Origin of the sequence: Longimicrobium sp. (genome assembly GCF_035474595.1) — a bacterium.
GTDB lineage: Bacteria > Gemmatimonadota > Gemmatimonadetes > Longimicrobiales > Longimicrobiaceae > Longimicrobium.
Map to the genome: position 1 here is coordinate 57,799 of NZ_DATIND010000091.1, position 25,430 is coordinate 83,228.

The window sequence follows — 25,430 nt, forward strand, 5'->3', positions numbered from 1 at the left end:
TCAGCGACGAAACGGACTTCTCCGAGTCTCCAGATCTCGAGGGATCTCACGCGGAGACGCGGAGGAGCCGGGAAAGCACCTCCGCGCCTCCGCGTCCCCGCGTGAGATCCGACTGGCCTTGGAGAAACGCGCTACCGCACGACCGCCTCCGAGGCCGGCATGCGGCGCGGGCCGGGATAGGGGACGCCGGGACCCTTGATGGCCTCCCAGAGCACGCGGTTGAAGAGATCTTCGTCCGCCGCATCCTCGGTGCGCAGGTCCAGCATCGCCGAGGCGCGGTCGCCCGGCGTGTTCGGCGGGTTCAGCTCGTCCAGCCGCTGCTCGGGGACCAGGGCCACGTACGGCGCCAGGTCCGGCTCCGCCGCCCAGATCTCGCGCAGCGGCCGCCCGAAGCCGTCGAACTGCGAGAGCGACTGGAGCCCCAGGATCTCCTCCATCGTGCGGATCACGTCCGTGGTGTTGGCGAAGCGGTGGATCGTTCCCGGCCGGTTGTACGCGCTGATCACCAGCAGCGGCGAGCGGTGCGAGTCCACGTGGTCGGGGCCGTTCTGCGCATCGTCCTCCAGCACGATCATCACGGTGTTGCGCCAGAACGGCGAGCGGCTGAGCGCCTCCACCATCCGCCCCAGCGCCAGGTCGTTGTCGGCGAAGGCGGCGCGCGGCGTGGGCAGCCCCGCCCGCGCGCCCGAGGTGTGGTCGTTCGGCAGGCGCACGATCTCCAGCGCGGGCATCTCTCCCCGCTGCACGTACCGCTGCAGCTCGGCGATCCAGACGTCCGCGCGCCGCTGGTCGGGGATCGTCTGCCCGAAGCCGGGAAAGTCGGGGTTCGTGGTCCCCGCCAGCGCCCGCTTGGTGCCGCGGTAGCCGACCACGCGGTTGCTGTCGCCGCGGATGGGCACCACGAACTCGCCGTAGTTGCGCAGCGTGATCCCCCGCCGCACGGCCAGGTCCCACAGGTAGCCGCTGGCCGGCTCGTTCACGTCGTCGTCGGGGATGTCGCGCGCCTCCCAGCCGCGGTTCGTCCCCTCGTAGTCGTAGGGCCGGCCGCGCCCGGAGTACTGGGAGGGGACGGTCTTCTGCAGATAGTCGGTCGTGTACGCGGCGGTCGACCAGTTGTGGCCGTCGGGGCTCACCTCGGCGTTCACGAAGAAGCGGTCGAACAGCCCGAAGCGCCGCGCCAGCGCCTTGTGGTTGGGCGCCGAGCGCGGGCCGAAGAACAGGATCGTCGTATCCCCGTCCCCCTCGGGCAGGTCGCCCAGCACCTGGTCGTAGGTGCGGTTCTCCTTGATGACGTAGACCACGTGGGTGAAGGGGGGATAGGTGAAAGCGGTGCGCGGCCGGTCCCACCCGTTCGCCCGCACCACGCGCGCGGTGAGCGCCGCCAGCTCCGCCCCGGATGCGCGGGCCAGCGGCGCCGCCATCAGCGTCCCCGAGATCTGACGCAGCGTGGTGTTGCCGCCGCTCCCCTGGTGCATGGTGGTCTGCGTCGGCTGCGGGCCGTCGGGGTTCGCCATCGTCCCCCGCCCCTTCCCGCTCGCCACCCACACCGTCTCTCCCGCCACGGCGACGGCGGAGGGATACCACCCCGCGGGGATGCGTCCGGCCAGCCGGTCGTCCCCCCGCGCGGCGGCGACGCCGGAGATGCGCGCGGAAAGGTCGAACACGGCGACGGCGTTCGCGTCGCCCTCCGCGGCGAAGAGGCGCGTGCCGTCGGCCGAGAGCGCCAGCGCGTTGGGGGTGCTTCCCTCGCGCGGGCCCGATGGCGGCGCGTCGTCCAGCTGCGCGATCACCCGCCGCGCGCGCGTGTCGACCACGGCCACGCGGTCGGTGCTCCCGCTGGCGGCGAAGAGGCGCGTCCCCGCGCGGTTCAGCAGCAGCGCCGACGGGTGCCGGCCGACCGCGATCCGCCCCGCCGCCACCAGCCGCCCCGCGCGCGGGGTGAAGACCGAGACGGTGCTCCCGCCCCACGCCGAAACGTACACGGTCCCTTCCGGCCCCACGGCCACCCCGTACGGATACCGCTCCGTCGCGAAGCGCGCCGCCACCCGCCCCGTTGCCGCGTCGATCACCGCCAGCGAGTCGGCCAGGTTCTCGGCCGCGTACACCCACCGCCCGTCGGGCGACACGGCGATCCCCGCCGGATAGCGCGTCCCGTTCTTCCCCGGCTCCTTCCGCGCCAGCACCAGGCTGTCGCGCAGCGTGGCCGCGCCGTTCGCCCAGGCGTAGCGGTAGACCACGTCCTGGTTGCCGCCGCTCGCGTACAGCGTCCGCCCGTCCGGCGAGAACGCGAGGCCCACGAAGGCCGAGGCCTGCTCCAGCGTCTGCACCACCGCGCCGTCCATCCCCGCCACCTGCACCCCCTGCTTCCCCCATCCGGAAAGGAGCATCACCACGCGCCCGCCCTCCGGCGCGGGGAGGATGGCGAGCGGCATGGGACCCACGTCGCGCATCGGCGCCGCCGGATCCAGCGTCACCCCCGTCGGCAGCCGCGGCCGCAGCGAATCGGCAGACACCCGCACCTGCGCGGGAGCCGGCGCTGCGGCGGGCGCGGGCGCGGGTGACGCGGGCGCCGGCGCGGGAACGGGAGACGGTGCGGGCGCGCACGCGGCGGCGAGAGCGGCGCAGGCGGACAGCGCGAGGGGACGACGGGACATCCGGGACCTCGGAACGGGAGTGCGGCGAAACGGATGGAGGATTCTACTCCTCCATCCCCCACGCGCCAGACGTGGACCCGCGAACCCTCCGCCGCATCCGGGGTAGATGCATGGGAGCCCTTGCGAAATCCCATGGCGCGGGCTACCGTGCCGGAACGCGCCGGAATCCGGTGTGTCACGATCCCGCGGCTCGATGCGTTGTTCGGCCGATGCGAGCGAGCGGGCTGTGGCGGGGCGTGGCACCGATCTTGACGCACAGGATGCCGGTAAGCCCGCCGTCCACCCGGCGGGCGCGGTGGGCGCTGCCTGCCGAGTGGGTCTGTTCACCCTGTAAAAGCAACCATGGGAATCGTCGCAGGCGCCATCGCGGTGTTCGTTGGATGGCTGGTCCTTCGCCAGCTCATGCTTCCGGCCTGCCCCCGTTGCAAGGCCAGGAAGTGGGATCGCAAGCTCTGCCATCCGCTCCTTCTCTGCCGCCGGTGCGCCACGCGCGCCGACCAGCACGGGAGAGTCTACAACTGATCGAGCCTCCGTCCGCAAGATTCGGCGGCGCCCGTCTCCGGCAGGGGACGGGCGCCGTCTCGTTTCCGCACATCATGTCTCCCGGCGCAACACTCTTCCGCGCCGTCGGTCGGTCGCGCGTTCTCCCAGCCCCGGTTGATCTCCCGCCGTGTATGGAGACGCGGGCAGACCCGTCTCGAAACACAACTTGCGATCCCCTCGCCACGCACGAAGCCCCGCGCTCCATCAGGAGAGCGGGGCCTCGTGTACATCTAATACTGTCAGCCGCCGCGGGCGGCCCGGCGGAATTACGCCCGGCCGAGCACCTGCGCGCGGTTGTCCTTGATGTTGGCGGCCTTCTTCACGCTGTCCAGCCAGCGGGCGGTGGCGCGCTGGCGCAGCTGCTGGCCCAGCACCGAGCGGATCTGCTCCTTCTGCTGCGCGAACTGCTGCGCGTCGGCGGCGGTGCGCGCGGTGGGCCGCACGATGAACAGCCCGCCCGGTGACTCTACGACGCTGCTCACCTGCCCGATGGGGGTGCCGAACGCCGCGCCCACGGCCGGGGTGGCCTGGCCCAGCGCCGGGTTCCCCTCCACGCGCGAGAACGGCCCCGCCGTCTGCACCGCCAGCCCGCGGGCGGCGGCGGCCTGCTGCAGCGGAGTGCCGCGGCGCACCGCGGCCACGATCTTCTCGCCCTCGGCGCGCGCCTGCTCGCGCTTCTTCTGCAGGATCAGCATGGAGTTGATCTGCGGGCGCGCCTCGTCCAGCGTCATCTGCCCCGCGGGGAGGTAGCTGTCCAGCCGCACCAGGTACAGCCCCTGCTCGCCCTCCATCACGTCGCTCACCGGGTGCGCGCCGGGCTCCAGGTCGCGCGCCTCGCCGCTGGCCCAGTTCAGCGCCTCCATCGCCGGGCCCACGCCCGGGATGTAGGGGAGGTTGTCGGTCACCGTAACCCCCTGCCGGATCGCAGCGCCCACCGTGCGGGCCGCGCGCTCGATCCCCTGCGACGACTGGGCGACGCGCTCCAGCGTGTCGCTCTTGGCGTCCAGCGTCTCCAGCACCCGGTCGTCCTTCTTCACCGGGAGCAGGATGTGGCGCACCACCGCCGTGTCGCCGCCGCGCTCGGTCACCTGGATCAGGTGGTAGCCGAACTGCGTGAGCACCGGCTGCGAGATCTCGTTCACCGGCAGCACCCACACCGCGCTGTCGAAGGGCGCCACCATCTGCCCCTTGCGCACGGTGCCCAGCGAGCCGCCCTGCCGCGCGCTCACGGAATCCGACGACTCGGCCTTCGCGATCGCCGCGAAGTCGCCGCCGGCGGCCAGCTGCTGGCGCACCTGCTGCGCGTGGGCCAGCACCGCCTGACGGTCGGCGTCGTCGGCCGCGGTGCGCAGCACGGCCACGGTGAAGCGGGCCGTGCGCGGGCGCTTGAACTCGTCCTCGTGCCCGTCGTAGTAGCGGCGGATCTCGGCCTCGGTCACCGCGGGGGTCCGCGGCGCCAGCCTGGCCAGGTCCAGCGCCACGTACTCCACGGTCGCCGTCTCGTTGCGGTCGCGGAACATCCGCCAGAGCTGCGCGTCGGGCACGAAGGTCCCCGCGCCGATCTGCTCGCGCAGCTTGCTCTCGGGGATCACCGAGCGGTAGTACTGCTCCAGCTGCGCCAGCAGCTCGTCGCTGGCCTGCGGGCTGGACAGGTACTGGCGGTACTTGTTGATGTCGAACTGCCCGTTGCTCTGGAAGATCTCCTGCTGCGCCATCTGCGGCGCGGGCACGTTCATGGCCATGAAGCGGATCTCGTCGTCCGTCACGCGGATGCCGCGGCGGTCGAGCTCCTGCTGCATGAGGATCTGGTTCACCAGGTCGTTCCAGGCCTGGTCCTCGATCTGCCTGGTGTCCTCGGCCGTAAGGCGCCCGCCGCCCTGCGCGCGCGCCTGCTCCTCGAGCTGCTGCACGCGCTGCTGCCAGGCGGCCAGGGTGATGGGCGTGCCGTTCACGCTTCCCAGGTCGCCCGGGCCGCTGGCGCCGGTGACTTCCATTCCGATGCCGTAAACCATCCAGGCCAGGAAGCCGCCGACGATGATGATCGTCATGAACTTCCCGGCATTGCTGCGGATCATCTGCATCATGGCGCGTTACAGACTCCGTACAAGAGTGGCGCCCGTGTGGGGCGCCTGTCTGAGGGGGATTGGACCCGGGGTCGCGAAGTGAAGCCGCCAAAGATACTTAGACGGGTCCGGCCACGCAACCCGCGCCCGCGCGCGTGTTGACAGTGCGCTTGGGCCACGTGTAAGTTGCTCCCCCTGTCTCCCCGGCCTCGCCCGTGAACTTCTCGCACGCGCCACTCGAGTCGCGTCTCTGCTCATGCCCGAAACTTCCCCCGAGCTCGCCGCGCGCATCGATAGCCTCAGGGCCAGCCACGCCGAAAATCCGGCGCGGTTCTTCATGCCGCTGGCCAGCGCCCTGCGCGAGGCGGGCGAAACGGGGAAGGCCGAGGAGCTGCTGCGCGAGAACCTGAAGCGCCACCCCGGCTACCTGAGCGCGCACGTGCTGCTGGGGCGGTGCCTGGCCGACCGGGGTGCGCAAGCCGAGGCGCGCAACGAGTTCCAGTACGTTCTCTCGGTCGACCCGCAGAACCTGATCGCGCTGCGCACGCTGGGCGACATGTCGGCCACCGGCGGCGACCCCGCCGAGGCGCGCCGCTGGTACGGCGAGCTCCTCTCGGTCGACCCCATGAACACCGAGGCGCGGCAGGCGCTGGCCGCGCTCGAGGGCGTCCCGCAGCCCGCCGCTCCCGCGCCACCGCCCGCGACCGAGCAGGACGCCTTCGGGATGGTGGAGATCGATTCCGGCGTGTCGCACGCCGCCGACCACCCCGCCGCGCACGCCGACCCCGGCACCTGGGGCGACCTCCGGCTCGACGAGCCCGCGCTCGCCTCCCCCGCGCCCGAAGCCGCGCCGCAGCCGCCCGCCGGGAACACCTTCGAGGCGCTGGACTTCGGCGCCGTCGATCTCGACGCGGCGTCCGCCGGGGGCGCGCTGATCGATGGGCCCGCGGCGGACGCGCCGGCCCCGGCCTCGGGCGGGTTCGACGCCTGGGGGTCGGTGGACGACGGGCAGCTGGACATCGACCCGTCCGGCGTGGAGCCGCTGCCGCTGGAGAGCTTCGGCGAGGCCGGGATGGACGCCGGCCTCGCGCCCGCCGAGCCCCACGAGGAGCACGACGAGCACGAGGAGGTGGTCACCGAGACCATCGCCGAGCTGTACGCGCGGCAGGGGTTCCCCGACCGCGCGGCCGGCGTCTACCGCGAGCTGATCGCCCGCCGCGGCCAGGAGCCCGCGCTCGTCCGCAGGCTGGAAGAGCTGGAGCGGGAGATGGCCGGCGGCGGCGAGTCACCCATCGATGAGGACGCGCACGGCTTCGGCGCCATCGACCTCCCGCTGATGGGAGATGACGAGCCCGCCACCGCGTCGGCCGATGAATCGGGATCGGTAGATCAGCAGCCCGGCGCCACCTCCTGGCTGGAGACGGTGGACGCCGTCGTCGCCGGATCGCACGGCGCGGCATCGGAAGACGCCGGATCCGCCGACGTCATCTCCGAAGACGTCACCGCGGACGCGGGCGCCGCCGATTTCTCCGCGATCGACCTCCCCGCCGGCCTCGACCTCCCCTCCGGCGAGACGCCGGAGCCCGCCGCCGCCGCATCCAACGAAGACGCGTTCGCCGCCGCCGAGCCGACGGGCGACGCGTTCGCCGATTCGTTCGCCAACGGCTTCGAGGGCGCGGAGGCGACGGCTGCGACGGAGAGCGGGCGCCAGGAGTGGGCAGCGCCCACGGTCGAGGAGAGCGAGGCCGTCCCCGAGCTGGCATCCGCCGCCGCGTTCGCGAGCACGATGGAGGAGGCGCCCGCCGCGGAGCCGTCTCCCGCGGCCGGGGCTGCCGAGGAGCCCGCGCACGGCGGCCACACCATCTCCGCCTACCTGACGGCGATCCTCACCTGGCGCCCGGGCGCGGCCGCCCCCGCATCTCCCAAATCCCCCGCCGCCGAGGCCGCGTTCGCCGCGCCGCCGGCCGACGATGCGCCGCCCGCCGGGCGCCCGTGGGACGAGGAGACGCTGGGCGCCGCGGAAGAGCAGCCGCCGATGGACGAGCCGTGGATCGCCACCGGCCCCGCCGTCGCCGACCAGCCCTCCGAGCCGGACCAGGTCTTCACCTCCGCCCCCGCCGCGGACGCCGATGCGGACGAGCCGTGGGCCGTCCCCGCCGAGGAAGAGGCGCCGTCCGAGCTGGAGCCGTGGGGATTGATGCCCGAGCAGGTCCCCCCCGGCGTGGACGCATCCGCCGGCGCGGACGCGGAGCCGCAGGCCGAGCCCTGGGCGGCGGAGGAGACGTCCGCGGAGGAGGCGGAAGATCTTCCCTGGCTCGGCACCGGCGCGGACGAGCCGGAAGCGGGAACGGAACCTGCGGCCCCCGCGCAGCCCTCTGCCGGCGAGGAGCCGATGCCGTGGGAGGCGCCTTTCGAGCTGTCGCCCGAGGTGCCGCAGGAGCCCTCGGCCGAGCGCCCCGCGCCGCGGCAGGAGCCCACGGTGGAGCCCGCCGGCGGGTTCAGCTTCGAGGACTTCTTCGCCGAGCGCCCCGCCGAGCCGGAAGCGGCGCCCGTCCCCGAGCCGGCGCCGCCCGCGCTGCCCGAGCCCATCACCGCCGCGCCGGCCACGCCCCCCGCGCAGCCCGCGCCGCAGCAGCAGGCCGGCGGCGAGGAGGACGAGGACCTGGAGAGCTTCCAGGCGTGGCTGCAGAGCCTGAAGCGGTGAGGATCGCCGTCCTGCACGGCCCCAACCTGAACCTGCTGGGGCGCCGCGAGCCCGAGGTGTACGGGCGCCAGACGCTGGACGACGTGAACGCCGCGCTGGGCGTGCTGGCGCGCGAGCTGGGCGTGCAGGCCGAGGCGTACCAGTCCAACCACGAGGGCCAGCTGGTGGATTTCGTCCAGCAGGCGGCCGGGCGGGTGGATGGATTCGTGGTGAACGCGGGCGCGTACACGCACACCAGCATCGCGCTGGCCGACGCGCTGGCGGGAGTTGCGCGCCCGTACGTGGAGGTGCACGTTAGCAACGTCTTTGCCCGGGAACGCTTCCGCCACCGGTCGTACCTGGCCGGCAACGCGGTGGGAGTGGTCTCGGGCTTCGGGCTGGACAGCTATCGGCTGGGGTTCAGGGCGCTGGTGGAGCATCTGCAGGGGCAGGAAGAAAAGCAGGAAGCAACAGAAGTCCTAAGTCCCAAGTCCTAAGTCCTAAGTGGGGAGCATCGTCCCAGCGACGTGTTCTTTTCAACTTGGGACTCAGGACTTAGGACTTAGCACTTGGTTTTCGACTTAGAACTTCGGAGAGACGAAAAACGTGGCGACTACGGCCGACTTCCGGAACGGCATGACCCTGAGCATCGACGGGACGCTGTTCACCCTCCTCTGGTTCCAGCACCACAAGCCCGGCAAGGGCAACACGGTGGTGCGCTCGCGCATGAAGAACGTGCTCACCGGCGCGGTGCTGGAGAAGACGTGGCGCGCGGGCGAGAAGATCGACGAGGTGCGGCTGGAGCACCGGCCCGTGACCTACACGTACAGCGACGGGCACCTGTACCACTTCATGGACGCCCAGACCTACGAAGACGTGCCGATCAACGCCGAGGTCATCGGCGACGACCAGCTGAAGTACCTCAAGGAGGGGATGGAGTGCGAGGGGCTGGTGCACAACGAGAAGGTGATCTCGGTGGAGCTCCCCTACTTCGTGACCCTGCAGGTGGTGGAGACCGACCCCGGCGTGCGCGGCGACACGGCCACCGGCGGAACCAAGCCGGCCAAGCTGGAGACCGGCGCCGTGGTGCAGGTGCCGCTGTTCCTGAACGAGGGCGACGTGATCCGCGTCGACCGCCGCGAAGACAAGTACATCGAGCGCGCGAAATGATCGACCTCGAATTCCTGCGCGGCCTGATCGGCGCCGTCGACGAGAGCGGGATCGACTCGCTGGAGATCTCGCGCGGCGGCACCCGCATCCGCATCTCCAAGACGCCGCCGCCCGCGCCCGTGTCGGCCGGCGCGCCCATGTCCGCGGCGCCCGCGCACATGCACATGCCGCCGGTGCACGAGGTGGGGATCCAGCGCCCGGCCGGCGGCGGCGCGCCCGCGCAGGAAGCGGCCGCCCCCGCCGCCGCGCCCCCGGTCAGCAACCTGGTGGAGATCAAGTCGCCGATGGTGGGCACCTTCTACCGGGCCCCCGCGCCCGAGGCGCCGCCGTACGTGGAGAACGGGAGCAAGGTCGGCAAGGGCCAGACGCTCTGCATTCTCGAGGCGATGAAGCTGATGAACGAGCTGGAGAGCGACGTGGCCGGCACCGTGCGCGAGGTGTGCGTGGAGAACGGCGAGCCGGTGGAGTACGGCCAGGTGCTCTTCCGCATCGAGCCGGCGGCCTGACGATGACCATCTCCACCGCCGAGGCCGCGCCGAAGCCCGCCGCGGGCCGCGAGTTCAACCTGCGCGAGGCGCTGGAGGAGCTGGTGCGCCGCGGGGGCAGCGACCTGCACCTGAAGGTGGGGCGCCCCCCGGTGGTGCGCGTGAACGGCGACCTGCAGGAAACCCCGCTCGCGGTGCTGCGCCCCGAGGACATCAAGCGCTGCGCCGAGCAGACCTTGAGCCCCAAGCAGCGCGAGGTGTTCGCCGAGCGGAAGGAGATCGACTTCGCCATCGGCGTGCAGGGGCTGGGGCGCTTCCGCACCAACATCTTCCAGCAGCGCGGCACGCTGGGGATGGCCTTCCGCGCCATCCCCGTCGACGTGCCCTCGCTGGAAACGCTGGAGCTTCCCGCCGCGCTGGAGGAGATCGCGCAGCTTCCCCGCGGGCTGGTGCTGGTGACGGGGATCACGGGCTCGGGGAAGTCGACGACGCTCGCCGCGATGATCCGCAAGCTGAACGAGCAGCGCGCGGTGAACATCGTGACCATCGAGGACCCGATCGAGTTCCTGCACCGCGACATCAAGAGCATGATCAGCCAGCGCGAGGTGGGGGCCGACACGCTCTCGTTCCACGACGCGCTGCGCCACGTGCTGCGGCAGGACCCCGACGTGATCATGCTGGGCGAGATCCGCGACCGCCCGAGCATGGAGACCGTGCTGAAGGCCGCCGACACGGGGCACATGGTGATGAGCACGCTGCACACCACCGACGCGGCGCAGACCATCAACCGCATCATCTCGTTCTTCCCGCCCCACCAGCACGCCGAGATCCGGCAGGTGCTGGCCAACGCGCTGAAGGCCATCGTCTCGCTGCGCCTGATCCCCCGCGCCGACAAACCGGGGCGCGTGCCGGCGGCCGAGGTGCTGGTGAACACCGCCACCATCAGCGAGCTGATCCGCAAGGGCGACGACCTGGTGACCATCCCCGACCACATTGCCGAGGGGCGGGTGCAGTACGGGATGCAGACCTTCGACCAGAGCCTGCTGGAGCTGTACTCCAAAGGGTGGATCAGCTACGCCTGGGCCATGCACTACGCGTCCAACCCCAGCGAGTTCGCCCTGCGCGTCTCCGGCGTGAGTCCGGGGGAGCAGGAGGTCTGGCAGGGTGCGCCCGAAACCCTCAAGTGACGGTCCGGTCCTGAAGTGTTCAGAAAGGTATTGATCGCCAACCGCGGCGAGATCGCCCTGCGGGTCATCCGCGCCTGCCGCGAGCTGGGGATCCGCACGGTTGCCGTGTACAGCGAGGCCGACCGCGAGAGCCTGCACGTGCGCTTCGCCGACGAAGACGTGTGCATCGGCCCGCCGCAGGCCCGCGAGAGCTATCTCAACATCCCCCGCATCATCGCCGCGGCCGAGGTGACGGGCGCCGACGCCATCCACCCGGGCTACGGCTTCCTGGCCGAGAACGCCGAGTTCAGCGAGATCTGCCAGGCCAGCGAGCTCACCTTCATCGGCCCCACCCCGCAGCAGATCCGCCTGATGGGCGACAAGGCGGCGGCGCGGCGCACCATGCGCGAGGTGGGCGTGCCCATCGTGCCCGGCACCGACGCCATCGGCGACCCCGACGAGGCGCTGGCGCAGGCGCGCGAGATCGGCTTTCCCGTGCTGATCAAGGCGGCGGCCGGGGGCGGCGGCAAGGGGATGCGGGTGGCGCAGGACGCCGACGACTTCGAGCGGCAGTACTCCATGGCGCGCAACGAGGCGTCGGCCGCCTTCGGCGACGACACCGTGTACGTGGAGAAGTACCTGGCCCGCCCGCGCCACATCGAGTTCCAGATCCTCGGAGATTCGCACGGGCGGATCGTGCACCTGGGCGAGCGCGACTGCTCCATCCAGCGCCGCCACCAGAAGCTGATCGAGGAGGCGCCCTCGCCGGCGCTCACCCCGGAGCTGCGGCGCGAGATGGGCGACGCGGCGGTGCGCGGCGCGCAGGCCATCGACTACGTGGGCGCGGGAACCATCGAGATGCTGCTGAACGACGACGGGTCGTTCTACTTCATGGAGATGAACACCCGCATCCAGGTGGAGCACCCGGTGACGGAGATGTGCACGGGGTTCGACCTGGTGAAGGAGCAGATCCGGGCCGCGGCGGGGCTTCCGCTCTCGCTTCCCGACCTGCCCATCTCCCTGCGCGGCCACGCCATCGAGTGCCGCATCAACGCCGAGGACCCGGCGCGCAACTTCGCCCCCAGCCCGGGGACCATCGCCACCTTCCACCCGCCGGGCGGGCCCGGCGTGCGGGTGGACACGCACATGTACGCGGGGTACCGCGTGCCGCCGTACTACGACTCGCTGCTGATGAAGCTGATCGTGCACGGCTCCAACCGCGGCGAGGCCATCGCGCGGATGCGGCGGGCGCTGGCCGAAACGGTGATCGAGGGGGTGCACACCACCATCCCGTTCCTCCAGGCGGTGATGGACCACCCCGCGTTCATCGCGGGCGAGGTGGACACGAAGTTCCTGGAGCGGATGATGAGCGAGCGGGCCGCGGCATGAAGCTGGACGTACTGCTGACCCCCGGCGAGCTGATGCCGGGCGACATCGCCGAGCGCACGGTGGTGGTGATCGACGTGCTCCGCGCCAGCAGCACCATCGTGCAGGCGCTGGCCGCCGGCGCGAAGGCGCTCTTCCCCGTAGCGTCGATCGAGGAGGCGCTGCGCCTGGCCAACACGCTGGGGCGCGACGAGGTGCTGCTCTGCGGCGAGCGCAAGTCGCTTCCCATCGAGGGGTTCGACCTGGGGAACTCGCCGGGCGACTTCACCCCTGAACGGGTGGGCGGGAAGACGCTGGTGATGAGCACGACCAACGGGACGGGGGCGATGATGGCCGCCGCGGCCGCGTCGCGCGTGGTGGTGGGCTCGTTCCTGAACCTGCAGGCGGTGGTCGACGAGCTGGCGCGCACCGGCGCCGAGCCGGTGTTCCTCTGCTCGGGGCGCGAGACCAAGTTCGGGCTGGAGGACGCGGTCTGCGCGGGGAAGATGGCCGCCGCGCTGATGGAGCAGGCGGAGGACGCCGCGTGGGAGCTGAACGACGGCGCGCTGGCCGCGCTGGCGCTGGCCGACCGCTACGGCGACCTGGACGAGCTCTTCGGGCAGGTGGGCGCCGGGAAGCAGATCGCGGACGCGGGGCTGGGCGAGGACCTGGCCTTCTGCGCCCGCGTGGACCAGCTCGACGTGATCCCCGTCCTCCACGACCGCCAGATCAGCCTCGCCCCCGCGGCGGTCGAAAGCTGACCGTCCCGCGGGCCGAACGATGAAGCAGGGAGCCTTCCGCGTGCGGGAGGCTCCTTCTTTTTCGGCCGGACGAACAGCAGGGAATCATACGGAGGAAACGGAAGGAACGGCGGGTGGACGGGCAGTTCTCCGTTCCCATCCGTTGTGCCGGGTGCCGGGCATCCCGAGCCAGAGGCTTCTCGGCGGGGAGAGACAGGCGCTGTCCGGGCCGGGCTTTCGTCTCTTATATTCTGTTATATTCGGTGAGCGCGTACCGGCAGCGTATGAACGCCCTTCTGCGATTTCCGACGCGGAGGTTTCGTGATGATGGACTGGTCTACCTGTGCCGCGGTGGAGCGCGATCCCGAGCGCGTGAGCGGAGCCTGGATCTTTCGGGGGACCCGGGTGCCGGTCGCGGCCCTGTTCGAGAACCTGGAGAACGGGATCGCGGTCGGTGAGTTCGTGACCCTCTTTCCCGGGGTCACGCTAGGCCAGGTGCGGACCGTGCTCGAGCACGCCGCTCGAAGCGCAGTCGCGGCGTAGTGCGCGTCCTCTTCGATCAGGAGACGCCGGTTCCCCTCCGCCAGCTGCTGCCCGGGCACGAGGTATCCACTGCGTACGAGCGCGGCTGGTCGACGCTCAAGAACGGCGAGCTCCTCTCGGCCGCCGAGGTGCAGGGGTTCCACGTTCTGGTCACCACCGACCAGAACCTTCGATACCAGCAGAACCTCGCGTCCCGATCCATGCGCGATCCTCGTGCTCGGGACGACGAGCTGGCCGCGCATCCGCGCCGCGGCGGAAGCCGTTGCGGCCGCCATTGCTGCGGCCGACCCTGGATCGTACGCGGAGATTTCCATCCCGTAAGCCGCGGAGCGCGGCCGCTTTCGGCGATTCTCCGCGCCTGCATTCGGGAGTCCTGCTCGCGGTAGGCTGAGCCGGCCGACGCGCTGCCCTCCTGCTCGCTCCAGGCGTCCGCTCGCGCACGCCCCTTCGTCTGTTCGCGCGCTTGCGCCCCCGTCTCCGCCCGCTCTATCCTCCGCCCGCCCGCGGGATGCGGTTCCGTACTCCCGTACTTTCGTACTCTCGTACTCCATCGAAGATGGCCGAATCCCCCGCCCCGCTCGCCGGGCTGCGCGTGCTCGACCTCAGCCGCGTGCTGGCGGGGCCGCTGTGCACGATGGTGCTGGGCGACCTGGGCGCCGACGTGGTGAAGGTCGAGCGCCCCGGCACCGGCGACGACACCCGCACCTGGGGCCCGCCGTGGGCCCAGGGCCCGGCCGGGCGCGAGGCCGCCTACTACCTGTGCGTGAACCGCAACAAGCGCTCGCTGGCCGCCGACCTGAAGACGGAGGAGGGGCGGGAGATCGTCCGCCGCCTGGCCGCGGACGCCGACGTGGTGGTGGAGAACTTCGCGCCGGGGACGATGGAGCGCGCGGGACTGGGATACGACGCCCTGGCCGCCGCCAACCCGCGCCTGGTGTGGTGCACCATCACCGGCTACGGGAGCGACGGCCCCGAGGCGGGGCGGCCCGGCTACGACTTCGCGGTGCAGGCCCGCGCGGGGTGGATGGCCATCACCGGCGAGCCGGAGGGCGCGCCGATGAAGGTGGGTGTCGCCGTGGTGGACGTGCTCACCGGCCAGAACGCGGCCATCGCCATCCTCGCGGCGCTGCGCGAGCGGGAGGGCAGCGGGCGCGGGCAGCGCGTGGAGGTCACGCTGTTCGACAGCGCCGTCGCCGGGCTCATCAACGTGGCGCAGGCGGCGCTGGTCACGGGGCGCGAGCCGGCGCGCTGGGGGAACCAGCACGTCACCATCGTCCCCTACCAGACCTTCGACGCATCCGACCGCCCCTTCGTGCTGGCCGTGGGCAACGACGGGCAGTGGCGGCGGCTCTGCGCGGCCGTCGGCGCGGAGGCGCTGCTGGCCGACGCGCGCTTCGCCGGGAACCCCGGCCGCGTGGAGCACCGCGCCGAGGTGGTCGCGCCGCTCGCCGCCCTCTTCCTCACCCGCACCGCCGCGGAGTGGCTCGGCATCCTCGAGGCCGCGGGCGTCCCCTGCTCCCCCGTGCAGTCGGTGCGCGAGGCGCTGTCCGACCCGGTGCTCACCGAACGCGGCGGAGTGTGGCCCGCGCGCGGCGACACCTATGGCGCCATCGCCACCATCGCCCCGCCCTTCCGCTTCTCCCGCACGCCGCCCTCGCTCCGCCGCCCGCCCCCCGCGCTGGGCGAGCACACCGCGGAAGTCGCCGCGGACGGCTGGGGCTGAGTCCGCCGGGATCGAAGCGGCCCGCGTCAGGATTATTCCCCATCCCCGGGTGACGGATTCGGGGAAGGCGGGCACGGGTGGCGAAGCCGCTCCCGTTCCGTGTCGGGGAGCTTCCCCACAACCATCTGTTTGCATTCCACATGCACGGAGCAGACAGGGGCTTCCGGCCTGTTTCATGGCCGGTTTCTTGCGCGTCCCTTTGTCTACCCTGGCCCGCGGACCGCTGCCGTTCTCCGCCGGTCCTTCCAGCTCCGGCAGAACCCGACTCATGCAAGACTATCATTCCCTCGACCAGTTCCTGAGAGACATAGAGCCCCGCATGCGGGGAGCCGGGCCACGCGAGCCGGTGGTGTTCCATCACCTGCTGGAGCAGACGGTGGAGGAGCTGCGGGTGGCGGTGGAGGAGCTTCGCGTGACGCAGGAGGAGGTGGCCGAGGCGCTGGAGACCAGCCACGCCGCGCGCACCCCCGAAGAGGCCGAGGCCGCCCGGCTGCGCGACGCCTTCACCGCGGCGCCCTTCCCGCTGGTGCTGACCGACGGGATGGGGATGCTGCTGTACGCGAACGCGGCCGCGGGGGCGCTGCTGGGCGTGCGCCCGCCCGACCTGGCCGGAAAGCCGCTGGCGGTGTTCGTGGCCGAGGAGGCGCGCAAGCCCTTCCGCACCCTGCTGAACCACCTCTCGCGCGAGGCCGCGCCGCGCGCCTGCACGCTCACGCTGCAGCCCCGCGCCCGCCTCCCGCTGGAGGTGGAGGCCAGCGTCTGGCCCGTCCCCGAGTCCGACGGGATGTCGTTCGGCTGGCGGCTGGCCGACGTCACCGAGCGCCGCGCCGAGGAGGCCGGGCTCCGCGAGCAGACGGCGGTGCTGCGCGCCACGATGGATTCGCTTCCCGAGGCCGTGGCGGCCATGGACCTGGACGGCACCGTCCTCGTCTGGAACCGCGCCGCCGCGGCGCTGCTGGGGTGGGGCGAGGACGAGGTCGTGGGCCGCCAGAACCCCGCGGTGGGCGACGAGGTGGCCGCGGTGCTGGCCGCCGTGCGCTCGGGCGCCCGCAGCGAGGCCGCCGCCCCGTCGCGCGTGGCCGCGGTGGCCGAGCGCCGCGAGGGCGACCCGCTTCCCGTGGAGCTCTTCCTGGCGCCGCTGGTGGACGCGGGCGGCAAGGCACGCGGCACCGTGTCGGTGATCCGCCCGGCCGCCGGCGGCGCTCCGCCCGAGCAGCGCTGGACCGAGGCGGAGATGCGCCGCGTGCTGCTGGAAGGCGCCACCGTGGGCACGCTGGCCGACCGCCTGCGCGACGGGATCGCCGCGGGGCTGCATGCCGGCTACCTGCGCGCGGGCGACCGCCTTCCCAGCATCCGCGACGCCGCGCAGGAGACCGGGATCGACCACCGCATCGTGGCCGGCGCGTACCGCCGCCTGTCGGCCGCGGGCTTCGTGGAGGTACGCTACCGCAAGGGCGTGCGCGTGGCGGCCCCGCCGTCGGAGTGCGATCCGGAGCTGGGCGAGACGGCCGAGTGGCTGGCCGGGGTGCTGGAGCAGGCGGCCGGGCTGCAGGTGCGCGTTCCCGGGCTGCCGGACCTGGTGCGGCGGTGGACGGCCGCGGTCCCGCTCCGCTGCGCCTGCGTGGACGCCACCACCGACGCCCGCGCCGCGCTCTGCCACGAGATGGAGCACCAGTGGGGGATGCAGCCGGTGCCCGTGGCCCTGCGCCCCGGCGCCGACGGCCGCCGCGAGCTGGCCGAGGCGCTGCGCGATGCCGACCTGGTGGTCACCACGCACTTCCACGGGCACGAGCTGGCCGCCGCCTGCCAGGCCGAAGGGAAGCCGCTGGTCATCGCGCGGCTGAGCCCCGAGGTGGTGGCCGCGGTCGAGGAGTGCGTCTCCAGGCGGCCGCTGACCGCGCTGGTGGCGGACCCCGCCTTCGGCGAGCGGCTGCGCGCGCTGGCGGGCGGCGCCGCGATCCAGGTGGTCCCGGCCTCCGAACACGCGGCGGTGGAGCAGCTCGACCTGGACACGCCGGTGCTGGCCACCCTGGCCGCGCGCGAGCAGGTGTCGCGCAAGCTGCGGCTCCTGGTTCCCGCCACGCACTTCGTCGCGCCCGTCTCGGTGCGGACGCTGGCGCGGCTGCTGGTGCGCGCCAACATGCTCCCCCGCGACGCGCGGAACTGAAACGCCGCTTCGGACCCACGCGGAGCCGCGGAGAAAGCCCCGACTTTCTCCGCGGCTCCGCGCTTTTCTGTCCGTCATGGGTTCATGGCAAACGGCTGTAGCACTCCGTTTCGGGGCCGGACGGCCTGCACCGCGCCGGGAGCGGGGCCTGCGCGAGGGAGCGCGCCGATTCGGCGGCACGAACTCACCACTCGTTACACAGGAGCACGCATGAAGGTAAAGCGGATGGTCCCCACGTTCGCCCTGGCCTCGCTCGTGGCCATCGCGGCGTGCGGCAAGGGCGATGACCAGAGCGGAGGCGGCTCGGACACGGGCACCGGCGCCGACACCACCGGCAGCATGAGCGGCGCCGCGGCGGGAGCGAGCACCGGCGCCGGCGCCCCGGGCACGGTCACCACCCCGCCGATGGACAGCACCGCCGCGACCGGCGCCACCACCGGCACCGGCACCACGGGCGCGGGCACCGACGCGACCGGCGCCGGCGCTACCGGCACGACCGGGACGGGCACTACGGGAACCACCGGCACTGGGCCTGCGGGCACCGGCACCACCGGCTCGGGCGGAACCACCGGCACGGGCACCGGCACCACGCCCTGACATGAGCTTCTGGAGGCGGGCGGCGGCGCCCGTCGAGCAATCGGCGGGGGTCGCAACGGATTGGAGTCCCCGCCGCCGCCCGCCTCCCACCGGATGAACCGGAACACCCCACGGGCGGCTGCTCGCGGGGTGTTTCGGCAGATGAAGCAGAATCCGGAGTCCGAATTGCGCTTCCCCGATGAGAGGGGAGGCGTTCCCCCGCGGCCGAAACCAGCATCCGAGCCGAACAGCCTCGCGCAGTTTGCGAGGCTTCCCGTGGTTGTTGCTGCGGCTTCAGCCGCCGGTGACGAAGGCCAGCCCGCGCACTTTCAGGGTTGGGAACTGCTTCGGTAGATGGGGGAGCCCTTGCGCGCGCACCGTCCATCGTCCCTCTTCCCCGCTCCCGATCGATCCACCCGACGAAAGCCGCGGATGAGCGTGATTCCCATCGCCCTGACCATCGCCGGCTCGGATTCCGGCGGCGGCGCGGGGATCCAGGCGGACCTGAAGAGCTTCCACGCCTTCGGCGTGTTCGGCACCAGCGCCATCACCGCCATCACCGTGCAGAACACGCTCGGCGTCACCGGCGTGCACCCCATCCCCATCGACGTCGTCCAGGCGCAGATCCGCGCAGTCGCGACCGACCTTCCGCCCGCCGCCTGCAAGACGGGGATGCTCGCCACCGCCGCCCTCGTCCGCGCCGTCGCCGAATCCATCCGCGAACACCATCTCCCGAACTACGTGCTGGACCCGGTGATGGTGGCCACCAGCGGCGACCGGCTGCTGGACGCGGACGCCGAGCGGACCATCGTGGAGGAGCTGATCCCGCTCGCCACCCTCGTCACCCCCAACCTGGACGAGGCGGCGATCCTGGTCGGCGCGCCGGTGGAGGACGAGCCCGCCATGCGCCGCGCCGCCGAGGCGCTGGTGGAGATGGGTGCGAAGGCCGCGCTGCTGAAGGGCGGCCACCTCCGCGCCGACGAGCTGGTGGACGTGCTCTTCGACGGGCGCGAGTGGCACACCTGGCGCCGCCCCAAGCTGGCGACGCGCAACACGCACGGCACCGGCTGCACCCTTTCCGCCGCCGCCGCCGCGGGGCTGGCGCACGGCCGCCCCCTCGCCCGCGCGGTGGAGGACGCGCTCGAGTACGTGCAGCGCGCCATCGCCGCCGCGCCGGGCTTCGGCGGCGGACACGGACCGCTGAACCACATGGTCGCGGGCCCGGGCCTCTAAACGCAGGGTTACACGAAAAAGCAGGGCAGCGGAGGAGTTCTCTCCGCTGCCCTGCTTTTCTGCGTGGAATCCTCCGGTTCGTCCCTACCGGCGCCGGACGAAGCGGCGGAAGCGGTCCGCCAGCAGCTGGCCGCTGCCGGGGTCCAGGTGGGCGGCGGCGGCCTGCCGCTCCAGCGCGGTGACACGCTCGGAAGCGGCTGGGTGCGTCGCCTTCATCTCCGCCAGGAAGCGGCCGCGGCGCGGATTGGTCTCGTTCTGCTGCAGCTTGCGGACGAACGTCACCAGCCCGTCGGGACGGTAGCCCGAGGCCGCTGCGTAGATCATCCCGATCGAGTCGCTCTCCAGTTCGTCGCCGCGCCCCAGCCCGGTGAAGATCACGCTGGTGAGCCGGCCCACCGCCTGGTCCAGCAGGAACCCGTTCAGGTCCGCCTCGCTCTGCGCGCCCTGCAGCATGTTCTGCTTGCGCAGCTGCTCCAGCACGTGCTTGCGGTCCACGTGCGCCACCTCGTGCGCCAGGACGCCGGCCAGCTCCGCCTCGCTCTCCATCAGCTCCAGCGCGCCGCGCGTAACGAACACGTAGCCGCCGGGGGTGGCGAAGGCGTTGATCTCGTCCGTGTCCAGCACCGCGAAGCGGAAGGGGAGCTCGGTGAAGCGCGGCGACTGCTGGGCCACCACCGTGCCGACGCTGTTCACGTAGTCGTTCAGCGCGGCGTCGTTCACCACGTGCCAGCGCCCGGCCACGGTGGCCGCCACGCCGCGCCCGATCTCGCGCTCCTTGTCCAGCCCGATGGCGAACGAGCCCACGGCCGCGCCCTGTGCCGCGCGCCGGACCGAGCCCAGCACCCCGCGCTGCGCGGCGCCCGGCGTCCCCACGGCGGGAATCGCCAGGACGACCGCGGCGGAGATGAGAATCGCGCGTCTCATTGCGTGTCCTCCTTCACGGGAACCGGCTGCTCCAGGTGTCCCTGGCGCACGAAGTCGTCGATCGCCACCGCGTCGGTGGTGCGCCGGTCCATCGCCGCGACGGCGGCGGGATCCGGGGTGACGTTGATGGAGCCCGACGGCGTCTGCACCGTCACGCCGCGCGCCCCGGCCGTGGGCGCCAGGCTGGCGGTCCGGTTCGCGGCCACGTTCCCCGTGGTCCGCTGCACCAGGTCGTTCATCGTCCGCCGGCCGCGGCTCATGGCCAGCAGCGCGTCGGGGAAGTCGCTCTGCAGCGCGGGGCGGCGCACCATCACCCGCGCCACCTTTCCCGCGGCGCGCTGCACGATCCGCCCCGCGCCGGGCTGCCTCAGCGCGCCGGCCGCGTCGAACTGCGCCACCACCGCCTGCACCAGCGGGTCGTCCTTGGCCGCGTTCTGCTCCAGCGGCGCGGCGGCCACGCCGGTGACCACCTGCACGCGGTTGCGCTCTGCCACCAGCACCAGCGGCTCGCCCAGCTGCCCGTTGGCGCCCACGCGGCGCACCTCGGCGCGCCAGCGCGGCGCCTTGGCGTACCCCTCCACCTGCGCGACCAGGGCCAGCGAGTCCGCCGCGGCGGGATTGGTGACGCTCATGGCCACCAGCTGTCCGCGCTGCCAGCGCCCGGGCTGGTACACGCGGTCGGTCCACCGCTGCTTGCCCTGCGCGGCGGCGTCGTGCGGCGCCAGCGCCAGCAGCAGAGCGGCGAGCCCCGCCGTCACCACCGCCTTCGCGGCTCCGGGCAGGGTCGCGGGTGCCGCGCGGCGGCGGCCCTTCAGTTCGTGAACGAGCACGGCCTGCTCCTTTCCCTTCACGTGAACCTCCCGCAGCGGCGCCGCGTCGTAGCCGTCGCCGAGATAGGTACGAACGGCGTCGCTGATGATGATGGTGGTCCCCATGTCCTTGTTCAGCGACTCCAGCCGGCTGGCCAGGTTCACCGCGTCGCCGATGGCGGTGTAGTCCAGCTTGTGCTTCAGCGAGCCGATCATCCCCACCACCGCCTCGCCGGTGTTGATGCCGATGCCGATGGCCAGCCCGGCACCCCGCCCGTCGGCCGCCCACCCGCGGTTCAGCCGCTCCAGCGTCTCGATCATCTCCAGCGCGCAGTCGGCCGCGCGCCGCGCGTGGTCCGCCGCGGGAAGCGGGGCGCCCCAGAACGCCATCACCGCGTCGCCGATGAACTTGTCGATCGTCCCCCCGTGCCTGAACACGATGTCGGTCATCGCCCCCAGGTACTCGTTAAGCGTGGCCACCACCGTCTCGGCGGGAAGCCGCTCGGAAAGCGAAGTGAAGCCGCGGATGTCGCTGAACAGGATGGTGAGCGGAACGCGCTGCCCGCCCAGCTTCAGCGACTCGCCGGCGTCCGCCAGCCGGCCCACCACGTGCGGGTCCACGAAGCGGCTGAACATGTCGCGCACGCGGCGCCGCTCGCGCCCCTCGGTCACGTAGTTCATCGCCATCGCCCCCGCGTACGCCAGCGCGCCGCCCAGCGCGGGGGCCGCCGCATCCAGCCACACGCCGCCGGCGAAGGCCAGCGCGCTGGCGCCGACGGCGAAGAGGAGGAGAAGCCCCGCGGCCAGCGTCCCCCACACCGCCGAGCCCACCACCGCCACCGCGATCGCCGTGGCCATCGCGGCCGCCACCACGCCGAGCCAGTTCCACGACGCGTCCGCGCGGCGCATGAAGTCGCCGCGGAGCAGGTTGTCGAGCGCGGTGGCGTGGATCATCACCCCCGGCTCCGTGCCCCCGAACGGTGTGCGGCGCAGGTCGTACAGCCCGCTCGACGTCACCGCCACCAGCACGATCTTCCCCTTCAGCTCCGCCGGGGGGATCGCGGGCGGGCGGCCGTGGAAGACGTCCTCGTACGACAGCACCAGCCGCGAGTACGAGTACACGGGGTACGTCTGCCGCGCGAAGGGGCCGCGCCAGCGCAGCAGCATCTCCCCCGCGTCCAGCGGCACCGCCGTCCCCCGCCCGTCCGGCCGCTCGCGCGCCGCCAGCCGGTCCGCACCCAGCACGAGCGGACCGCCGTAGCGCGCCGAATCGGCCAGCCGCGCCGCCGCGTACGCGAGCGACGGGTAGAGGCGTCCGCCGTGGCGCCACACCAGCCGCTCGTGGCGCACGGTGGCGCCCACCGCGCCCTGGTTCAGCGCGATCGAGCCGATCCCGGCGGCGCCGCGGGCCAGCAGCGGCGTCGGCGCCAGCTCGAATGCCTGCTCGGCGGGACGGAGTCGCCCGCGCACCCGCAGCGCGAACCGCTCCGTTTCAGCCTCGCCCGACGCGCCGGCGCGGACCCCTTCCGACGACGGGCGCTCCGGCGCCAGCGCCATCGGCAGCACCGCGTTCCCCGCCTCCGCCATCGCCTCCGCGAAGTCCGAGTCGCTGGCCGCATCCAGGTCGGCCTCGGGGAACTGAACGTCGTAGACGACCAGCTTCGCGCCGGCGTAGTTCAGGAAGCGCAGCGCCTCGGCGTGCGCGCTGCGCGGCCAGGGCCACCTGCCCACGCTCGGCGCCAGCTCGGCCAGGCTGCGGTCGTCGATCGCGGCGATGACGATGTCCTTCGACGCGCGCGACGGGTCGGCCAGCGTGCGCGTCATGGCGTCGTATACCGCGCCCTCCGACTGGCGCATCAGCGAGGTGCCGCGCAGCGCCAGGACGAGCACCGAGGTCGCCAGCCCCACCGCGGCGCCGCGCCCCAGCCTGCGCAGCCGCTTCGACCGGAGCTGCGGGTCCGCCATCGCCTACGCCACTCGCTCGGGAGACGACGAAGACGGGAGCGCCGCTGCGGCCGCGGGGGAGGTGGCTTCGAGCCGGCGGCGGAAGTCGGCATCCTCCACCAGCACGCGCAGCGACCGGTCCACCCCATCCAGCTGCTGCTCGATCAGGCCGATGCGGCGCTCCAGCAGGTCGACGGTGTCCTCGGTGCCCTTCAGCTCGCGGTAGCGCGCCATGGCCTCCACGATCGGTTTCAGCGCCACGCGGGCGGTGAGGCCGGCAATGGGGATGAGGATGGCCAGCCCGCCGATGACAATGGCGGTCAGGCCCAGAAGCTCTCCAGGAATCATCGGGATCTCGCGATATCCGGTGGTCGGCGATGGACGCGGAACGAGGCGTCGGGCACCGCTACGGATGGTACGGCGGGAAAGTTTGCGGCTGCGCCGGGCGGGAGATGCGGCGCACAATCGCAATCTGCCGCCGCGCGCCGCCGGACGCCAGAGTGGTGATGCGGGGGGAAGTCGTTGCGGCCCAACTCTTCGCGCCGCCGCGAACGGACGGACGGCGGGGAGGGCGACGGGATGGAGATCCCGCTACGCCGCGGCCTCGCTTGCCAGGTTCAGCCCGGCCACGCGCGGCAGCACCCCGCGGACCAGGGCGGCCAGGCGGTCGCGGACGCGCGCGCCCACCTCCATCACCTCGTCGTGGCTCAGCACGGCGCCGCCCAGCCCCGCGGCCAGGTTGGTGATGCACGAGATCCCCAGGCACTTCATCCCCATCGCCCGCGCCACCAGCACCTCGGGCACGGTCGACATCCCCACCGCGTCGGCGCCCAGGCGGCCCAGCATGCGGATCTCCGCCGGCGTCTCGTAGCTGGGCCCCAGCAGCGCCGCGTACACCCCCTGGGTGATGGGGATGCCGAGCTCCAGCGCGGCGGCCTCGGCCTCGGCGCGGAAGCCGCGGTCGTACGGGTCCGACATGTCGGGAAAGCGCTGCTCGCCGGGAACCACCTGCCCGGCCAGCGGGTTCTTCCACATCAGGTTGATGTGGTCGGCCATGAGCATCAGGTCGCCCGGCTGCATCCCCGGCCGCAGCCCGCCGGCGGCGTTGGTCAGCAGCATCACCTCCGCGCCCAGCGCGGCGAGGGCGCGCACGGGAAGCGCCACGTCCGCCGGCGACCACCCCTCGTACAGGTGGAAGCGCCCCTGCATGGCCGCCACCTCCACGCCCTCCAGCCGCCCGGCGACCAGGCGCCCCGCGTGCCCGGCCAGCTCCTGCGTCCGCCGCGGGAAGCCGGGGATCTGGTCGAAGGGGATGGCGACCGGGTCCTCGATCTCGTCCGCCAGCCCGCCCAGCCCGCTGCCCAGCACCAGCACGGCGTGCGGCGCGCGGGTGATGCGCTCGCGGAGGAAGTGGACCGTGTCGTGGATGGGGGCCGGGTGCGTCATGCGTCCTCGGTTGCGGGTGAGGGCGGCACGATAGCCGCGGGCGGCGCCACCGTCAACGCTGGATGTGCCGCCGGTGGCCGCTTCCGGCTGCACGCGACGGCGCGTCTTGACCGCCGCCGGGCGGGTGATTAGGATTCGCCCTCCCTTCCGCTCCTTCGTTCATCTTCAATCCGGTGGAACGATGACCAGCGCGGACGCCGTCGCCGACTACCTGATCGCGCTCGCCCACCAGCGCGGCGAGCCGGTGAACAACCTGAAGCTGCAGGCGCTGCTCTACTACGCGCAGGCCTGGCACCTGGCCCTGCACGACGAGCCCCTCTTCCCCGAGAAGTTCCAGGCGTGGATGACCGGGCCCGCCATCCCCCGTCTTTACTGGAAGTTCAAGCCGTTCGGCATCCGCGACATCGCCTTGGGCGCCGCGCCCGAGATTCCCGCGGCGCTCGAGCCGCTCCTCCGCAACGTCGTCGAGCAGTACGGCTCGCTCGACGAGTATCAGCTCGGCTCGATGACGCACCGGGAGTCCCCGTGGGCGAGCGCGCACCACGGGTTCGATCTCGCCGACCCCTGCGAGGTGGAGCTCGACGAGGCCGAGATGCGTGAATACTTCCGCCAGCTCGCGGAGGCCGCCTGACATGCGCCGGCGGCTGGAGCTCGTGCGCATGGTAGAGCCGGAGCGCCTCCGGTTCTCGTTCCGCTACCTGGACACTACGCATCCCGCCTTCAGCCTCGCCCGATGCGGAGCCGGGTATTTCCACCTGCTGCTGAAGCGGCTCCACGAGTTGTCCTCCCTCTCGGCCGAAGAGTTCCGCGCCCGGCGGTCCGGGACGCTCCGCGTCCACCCGATTGACTTCAGCGACCCGCGCGTTGCCGTGCCGGGATTCGGGATCCGCGGTGTACGCGCGGACGAGATCGCCTGGCAGTTCGCGCTTTCGGCGAACGCGCACGGCAGGGTTCACGGATTTCTCTTCGAGGACACCTTCTACGTCCGCTGGCTCGACCCGGAGCACAACCTGTATCCGGGGAACTGATGCGGCGAGAGTGATGGCATCGACAACGATGGAGATCAGAGCGGCGCCTTCGGACGGGGGCGCCGCTCGCCGTTCCGGACCGGGGCGGCGGAGGCACCGCCGAAATGGCGGGTGGCGGGGTGCGGAACTGTCGGAATCGCAGGAAAACGGGCACAAACACTTGGCATA

At 72.4% G+C, this 25,430-nt stretch carries 20 protein-coding genes; 14 read left to right on the plus strand and 6 right to left on the minus strand.

Annotated features, from left to right (window positions below):
• Nucleotides 1-131 precede the first annotated feature (131 nt).
• Nucleotides 132-2,654 carry a bifunctional YncE family protein/alkaline phosphatase family protein gene (locus VLK66_RS16555; protein ID WP_325310561.1) on the minus strand — a complete coding sequence of 841 codons (2,523 nt, stop codon included), beginning with the start codon at nucleotides 2,652-2,654 and terminating at the stop codon, nucleotides 132-134.
• An 809-nt stretch (nucleotides 2,655-3,463) separates the two neighbouring features.
• Nucleotides 3,464-5,281 carry a SurA N-terminal domain-containing protein gene (locus VLK66_RS16560; protein WP_325310562.1) on the minus strand — a complete coding sequence of 606 codons (1,818 nt, stop codon included), beginning with the start codon at nucleotides 5,279-5,281 and terminating at the stop codon, nucleotides 3,464-3,466.
• 316 nt (nucleotides 5,282-5,597) lie between these two features.
• Between VLK66_RS16560 and VLK66_RS16565 the strand changes: the two genes are divergently transcribed.
• The 12 genes from VLK66_RS16565 (at nucleotide 5,598) to thiD (ending at nucleotide 19,111) form a co-directional block, all read left to right on the plus strand.
• On the plus strand, nucleotides 5,598-7,964 hold the full coding sequence (locus VLK66_RS16565) for a tetratricopeptide repeat protein (protein ID WP_325310563.1): 2,367 nt from the start codon (nucleotides 5,598-5,600) through the stop codon (nucleotides 7,962-7,964).
• Entirely contained in the window at nucleotides 7,961-8,440 is a 480-nt protein-coding gene (aroQ, locus tag VLK66_RS16570) for a type II 3-dehydroquinate dehydratase (RefSeq protein ID WP_325310564.1), read from the plus strand. Before VLK66_RS16565 ends, aroQ begins: the two co-directional genes overlap by 4 nt.
• A 109-nt stretch (nucleotides 8,441-8,549) precedes the next feature.
• On the plus strand, nucleotides 8,550-9,113 hold the full coding sequence (efp, locus tag VLK66_RS16575) for an elongation factor P (RefSeq protein ID WP_325310565.1): 564 nt from the start codon (nucleotides 8,550-8,552) through the stop codon (nucleotides 9,111-9,113).
• Nucleotides 9,113-9,619 carry an acetyl-CoA carboxylase biotin carboxyl carrier protein gene (gene accB, locus VLK66_RS16580; RefSeq protein ID WP_349260512.1) on the plus strand — a complete coding sequence of 169 codons (507 nt, stop codon included), beginning with the start codon at nucleotides 9,113-9,115 and terminating at the stop codon, nucleotides 9,617-9,619. The genes efp and accB overlap by 1 nt, the downstream gene beginning before the upstream one ends.
• 2 nt (nucleotides 9,620-9,621) lie before the next feature.
• Nucleotides 9,622-10,785 (plus strand): type IV pilus twitching motility protein PilT, encoded by a 1,164-nt coding sequence (locus VLK66_RS16585; RefSeq protein WP_325310567.1) that lies wholly within the window; start codon nucleotides 9,622-9,624, stop codon nucleotides 10,783-10,785.
• A 15-nt stretch (nucleotides 10,786-10,800) separates the two neighbouring features.
• Nucleotides 10,801-12,153, plus strand: coding sequence for an acetyl-CoA carboxylase biotin carboxylase subunit (gene accC / locus VLK66_RS16590; protein WP_349260511.1), 1,353 nt, complete (start codon nucleotides 10,801-10,803; stop codon nucleotides 12,151-12,153).
• Nucleotides 12,150-12,890, plus strand: a complete 741-nt coding sequence (locus tag VLK66_RS16595) for a 2-phosphosulfolactate phosphatase (RefSeq protein WP_325310569.1) — start codon at nucleotides 12,150-12,152, stop codon at nucleotides 12,888-12,890. Before accC ends, VLK66_RS16595 begins: the two co-directional genes overlap by 4 nt.
• 303 nt (nucleotides 12,891-13,193) lie before the next feature.
• Nucleotides 13,194-13,412: a DUF433 domain-containing protein gene (locus VLK66_RS16600; RefSeq protein WP_325310629.1), complete on the plus strand. Its 219-nt coding sequence runs from the start codon at nucleotides 13,194-13,196 to the stop codon at nucleotides 13,410-13,412.
• Nucleotides 13,413-13,968: 556 nt separating this feature from the next.
• On the plus strand, nucleotides 13,969-15,135 hold the full coding sequence (locus VLK66_RS16605; protein WP_325310570.1) for a CoA transferase: 1,167 nt from the start codon (nucleotides 13,969-13,971) through the stop codon (nucleotides 15,133-15,135).
• Nucleotides 15,136-15,454: 319 nt separating this feature from the next.
• Nucleotides 15,455-17,302 carry a PAS domain S-box protein gene (locus VLK66_RS16610; protein ID WP_325310571.1) on the plus strand — a complete coding sequence of 616 codons (1,848 nt, stop codon included), beginning with the start codon at nucleotides 15,455-15,457 and terminating at the stop codon, nucleotides 17,300-17,302.
• A gap of 210 nt (nucleotides 17,303-17,512) precedes the next feature.
• The gene (locus VLK66_RS16615) at nucleotides 17,513-17,899 is read left to right on the plus strand and encodes a hypothetical protein (protein ID WP_325310572.1); all 387 of its coding nucleotides are present in this window, start codon (nucleotides 17,513-17,515) and stop codon (nucleotides 17,897-17,899) included.
• A 411-nt stretch (nucleotides 17,900-18,310) separates the two neighbouring features.
• A complete protein-coding gene (thiD, locus tag VLK66_RS16620; protein WP_325310573.1) occupies nucleotides 18,311-19,111 on the plus strand; it encodes a bifunctional hydroxymethylpyrimidine kinase/phosphomethylpyrimidine kinase in 801 nt (266 codons plus the stop codon).
• Nucleotides 19,112-19,195: 84 nt separating this feature from the next.
• On the opposite strand, the gene VLK66_RS16625 is transcribed toward thiD, so the two are convergent.
• The 4 genes from VLK66_RS16625 to VLK66_RS16640 form a co-directional block, all read right to left on the minus strand.
• A complete protein-coding gene (locus VLK66_RS16625; protein ID WP_325310574.1) occupies nucleotides 19,196-20,035 on the minus strand; it encodes a M48 family metalloprotease in 840 nt (279 codons plus the stop codon).
• Nucleotides 20,032-22,809 carry an adenylate/guanylate cyclase domain-containing protein gene (locus tag VLK66_RS16630; RefSeq protein WP_325310575.1) on the minus strand — a complete coding sequence of 926 codons (2,778 nt, stop codon included), beginning with the start codon at nucleotides 22,807-22,809 and terminating at the stop codon, nucleotides 20,032-20,034. Before VLK66_RS16630 ends, VLK66_RS16625 begins: the two co-directional genes overlap by 4 nt.
• A 3-nt stretch (nucleotides 22,810-22,812) precedes the next feature.
• A complete protein-coding gene (locus VLK66_RS16635; protein WP_325310576.1) occupies nucleotides 22,813-23,136 on the minus strand; it encodes a hypothetical protein in 324 nt (107 codons plus the stop codon).
• Between the two features lie 243 nt (nucleotides 23,137-23,379).
• A complete protein-coding gene (locus tag VLK66_RS16640) occupies nucleotides 23,380-24,234 on the minus strand; it encodes a purine-nucleoside phosphorylase (protein WP_325310577.1) in 855 nt (284 codons plus the stop codon).
• A gap of 181 nt (nucleotides 24,235-24,415) precedes the next feature.
• Here VLK66_RS16640 and VLK66_RS16645 point away from each other — a divergent pair, with 181 nt between their 5' ends.
• Both VLK66_RS16645 and VLK66_RS16650 read left to right on the plus strand, forming a co-directional pair.
• Nucleotides 24,416-24,865, plus strand: a complete 450-nt coding sequence (locus VLK66_RS16645) for a Panacea domain-containing protein (RefSeq protein ID WP_325310578.1) — start codon at nucleotides 24,416-24,418, stop codon at nucleotides 24,863-24,865.
• 1 nt (nucleotide 24,866) lies between these two features.
• A complete protein-coding gene (locus tag VLK66_RS16650) occupies nucleotides 24,867-25,262 on the plus strand; it encodes a hypothetical protein (protein ID WP_325310579.1) in 396 nt (131 codons plus the stop codon).
• The last annotated feature ends 168 nt before the right edge of the window (nucleotides 25,263-25,430 follow it).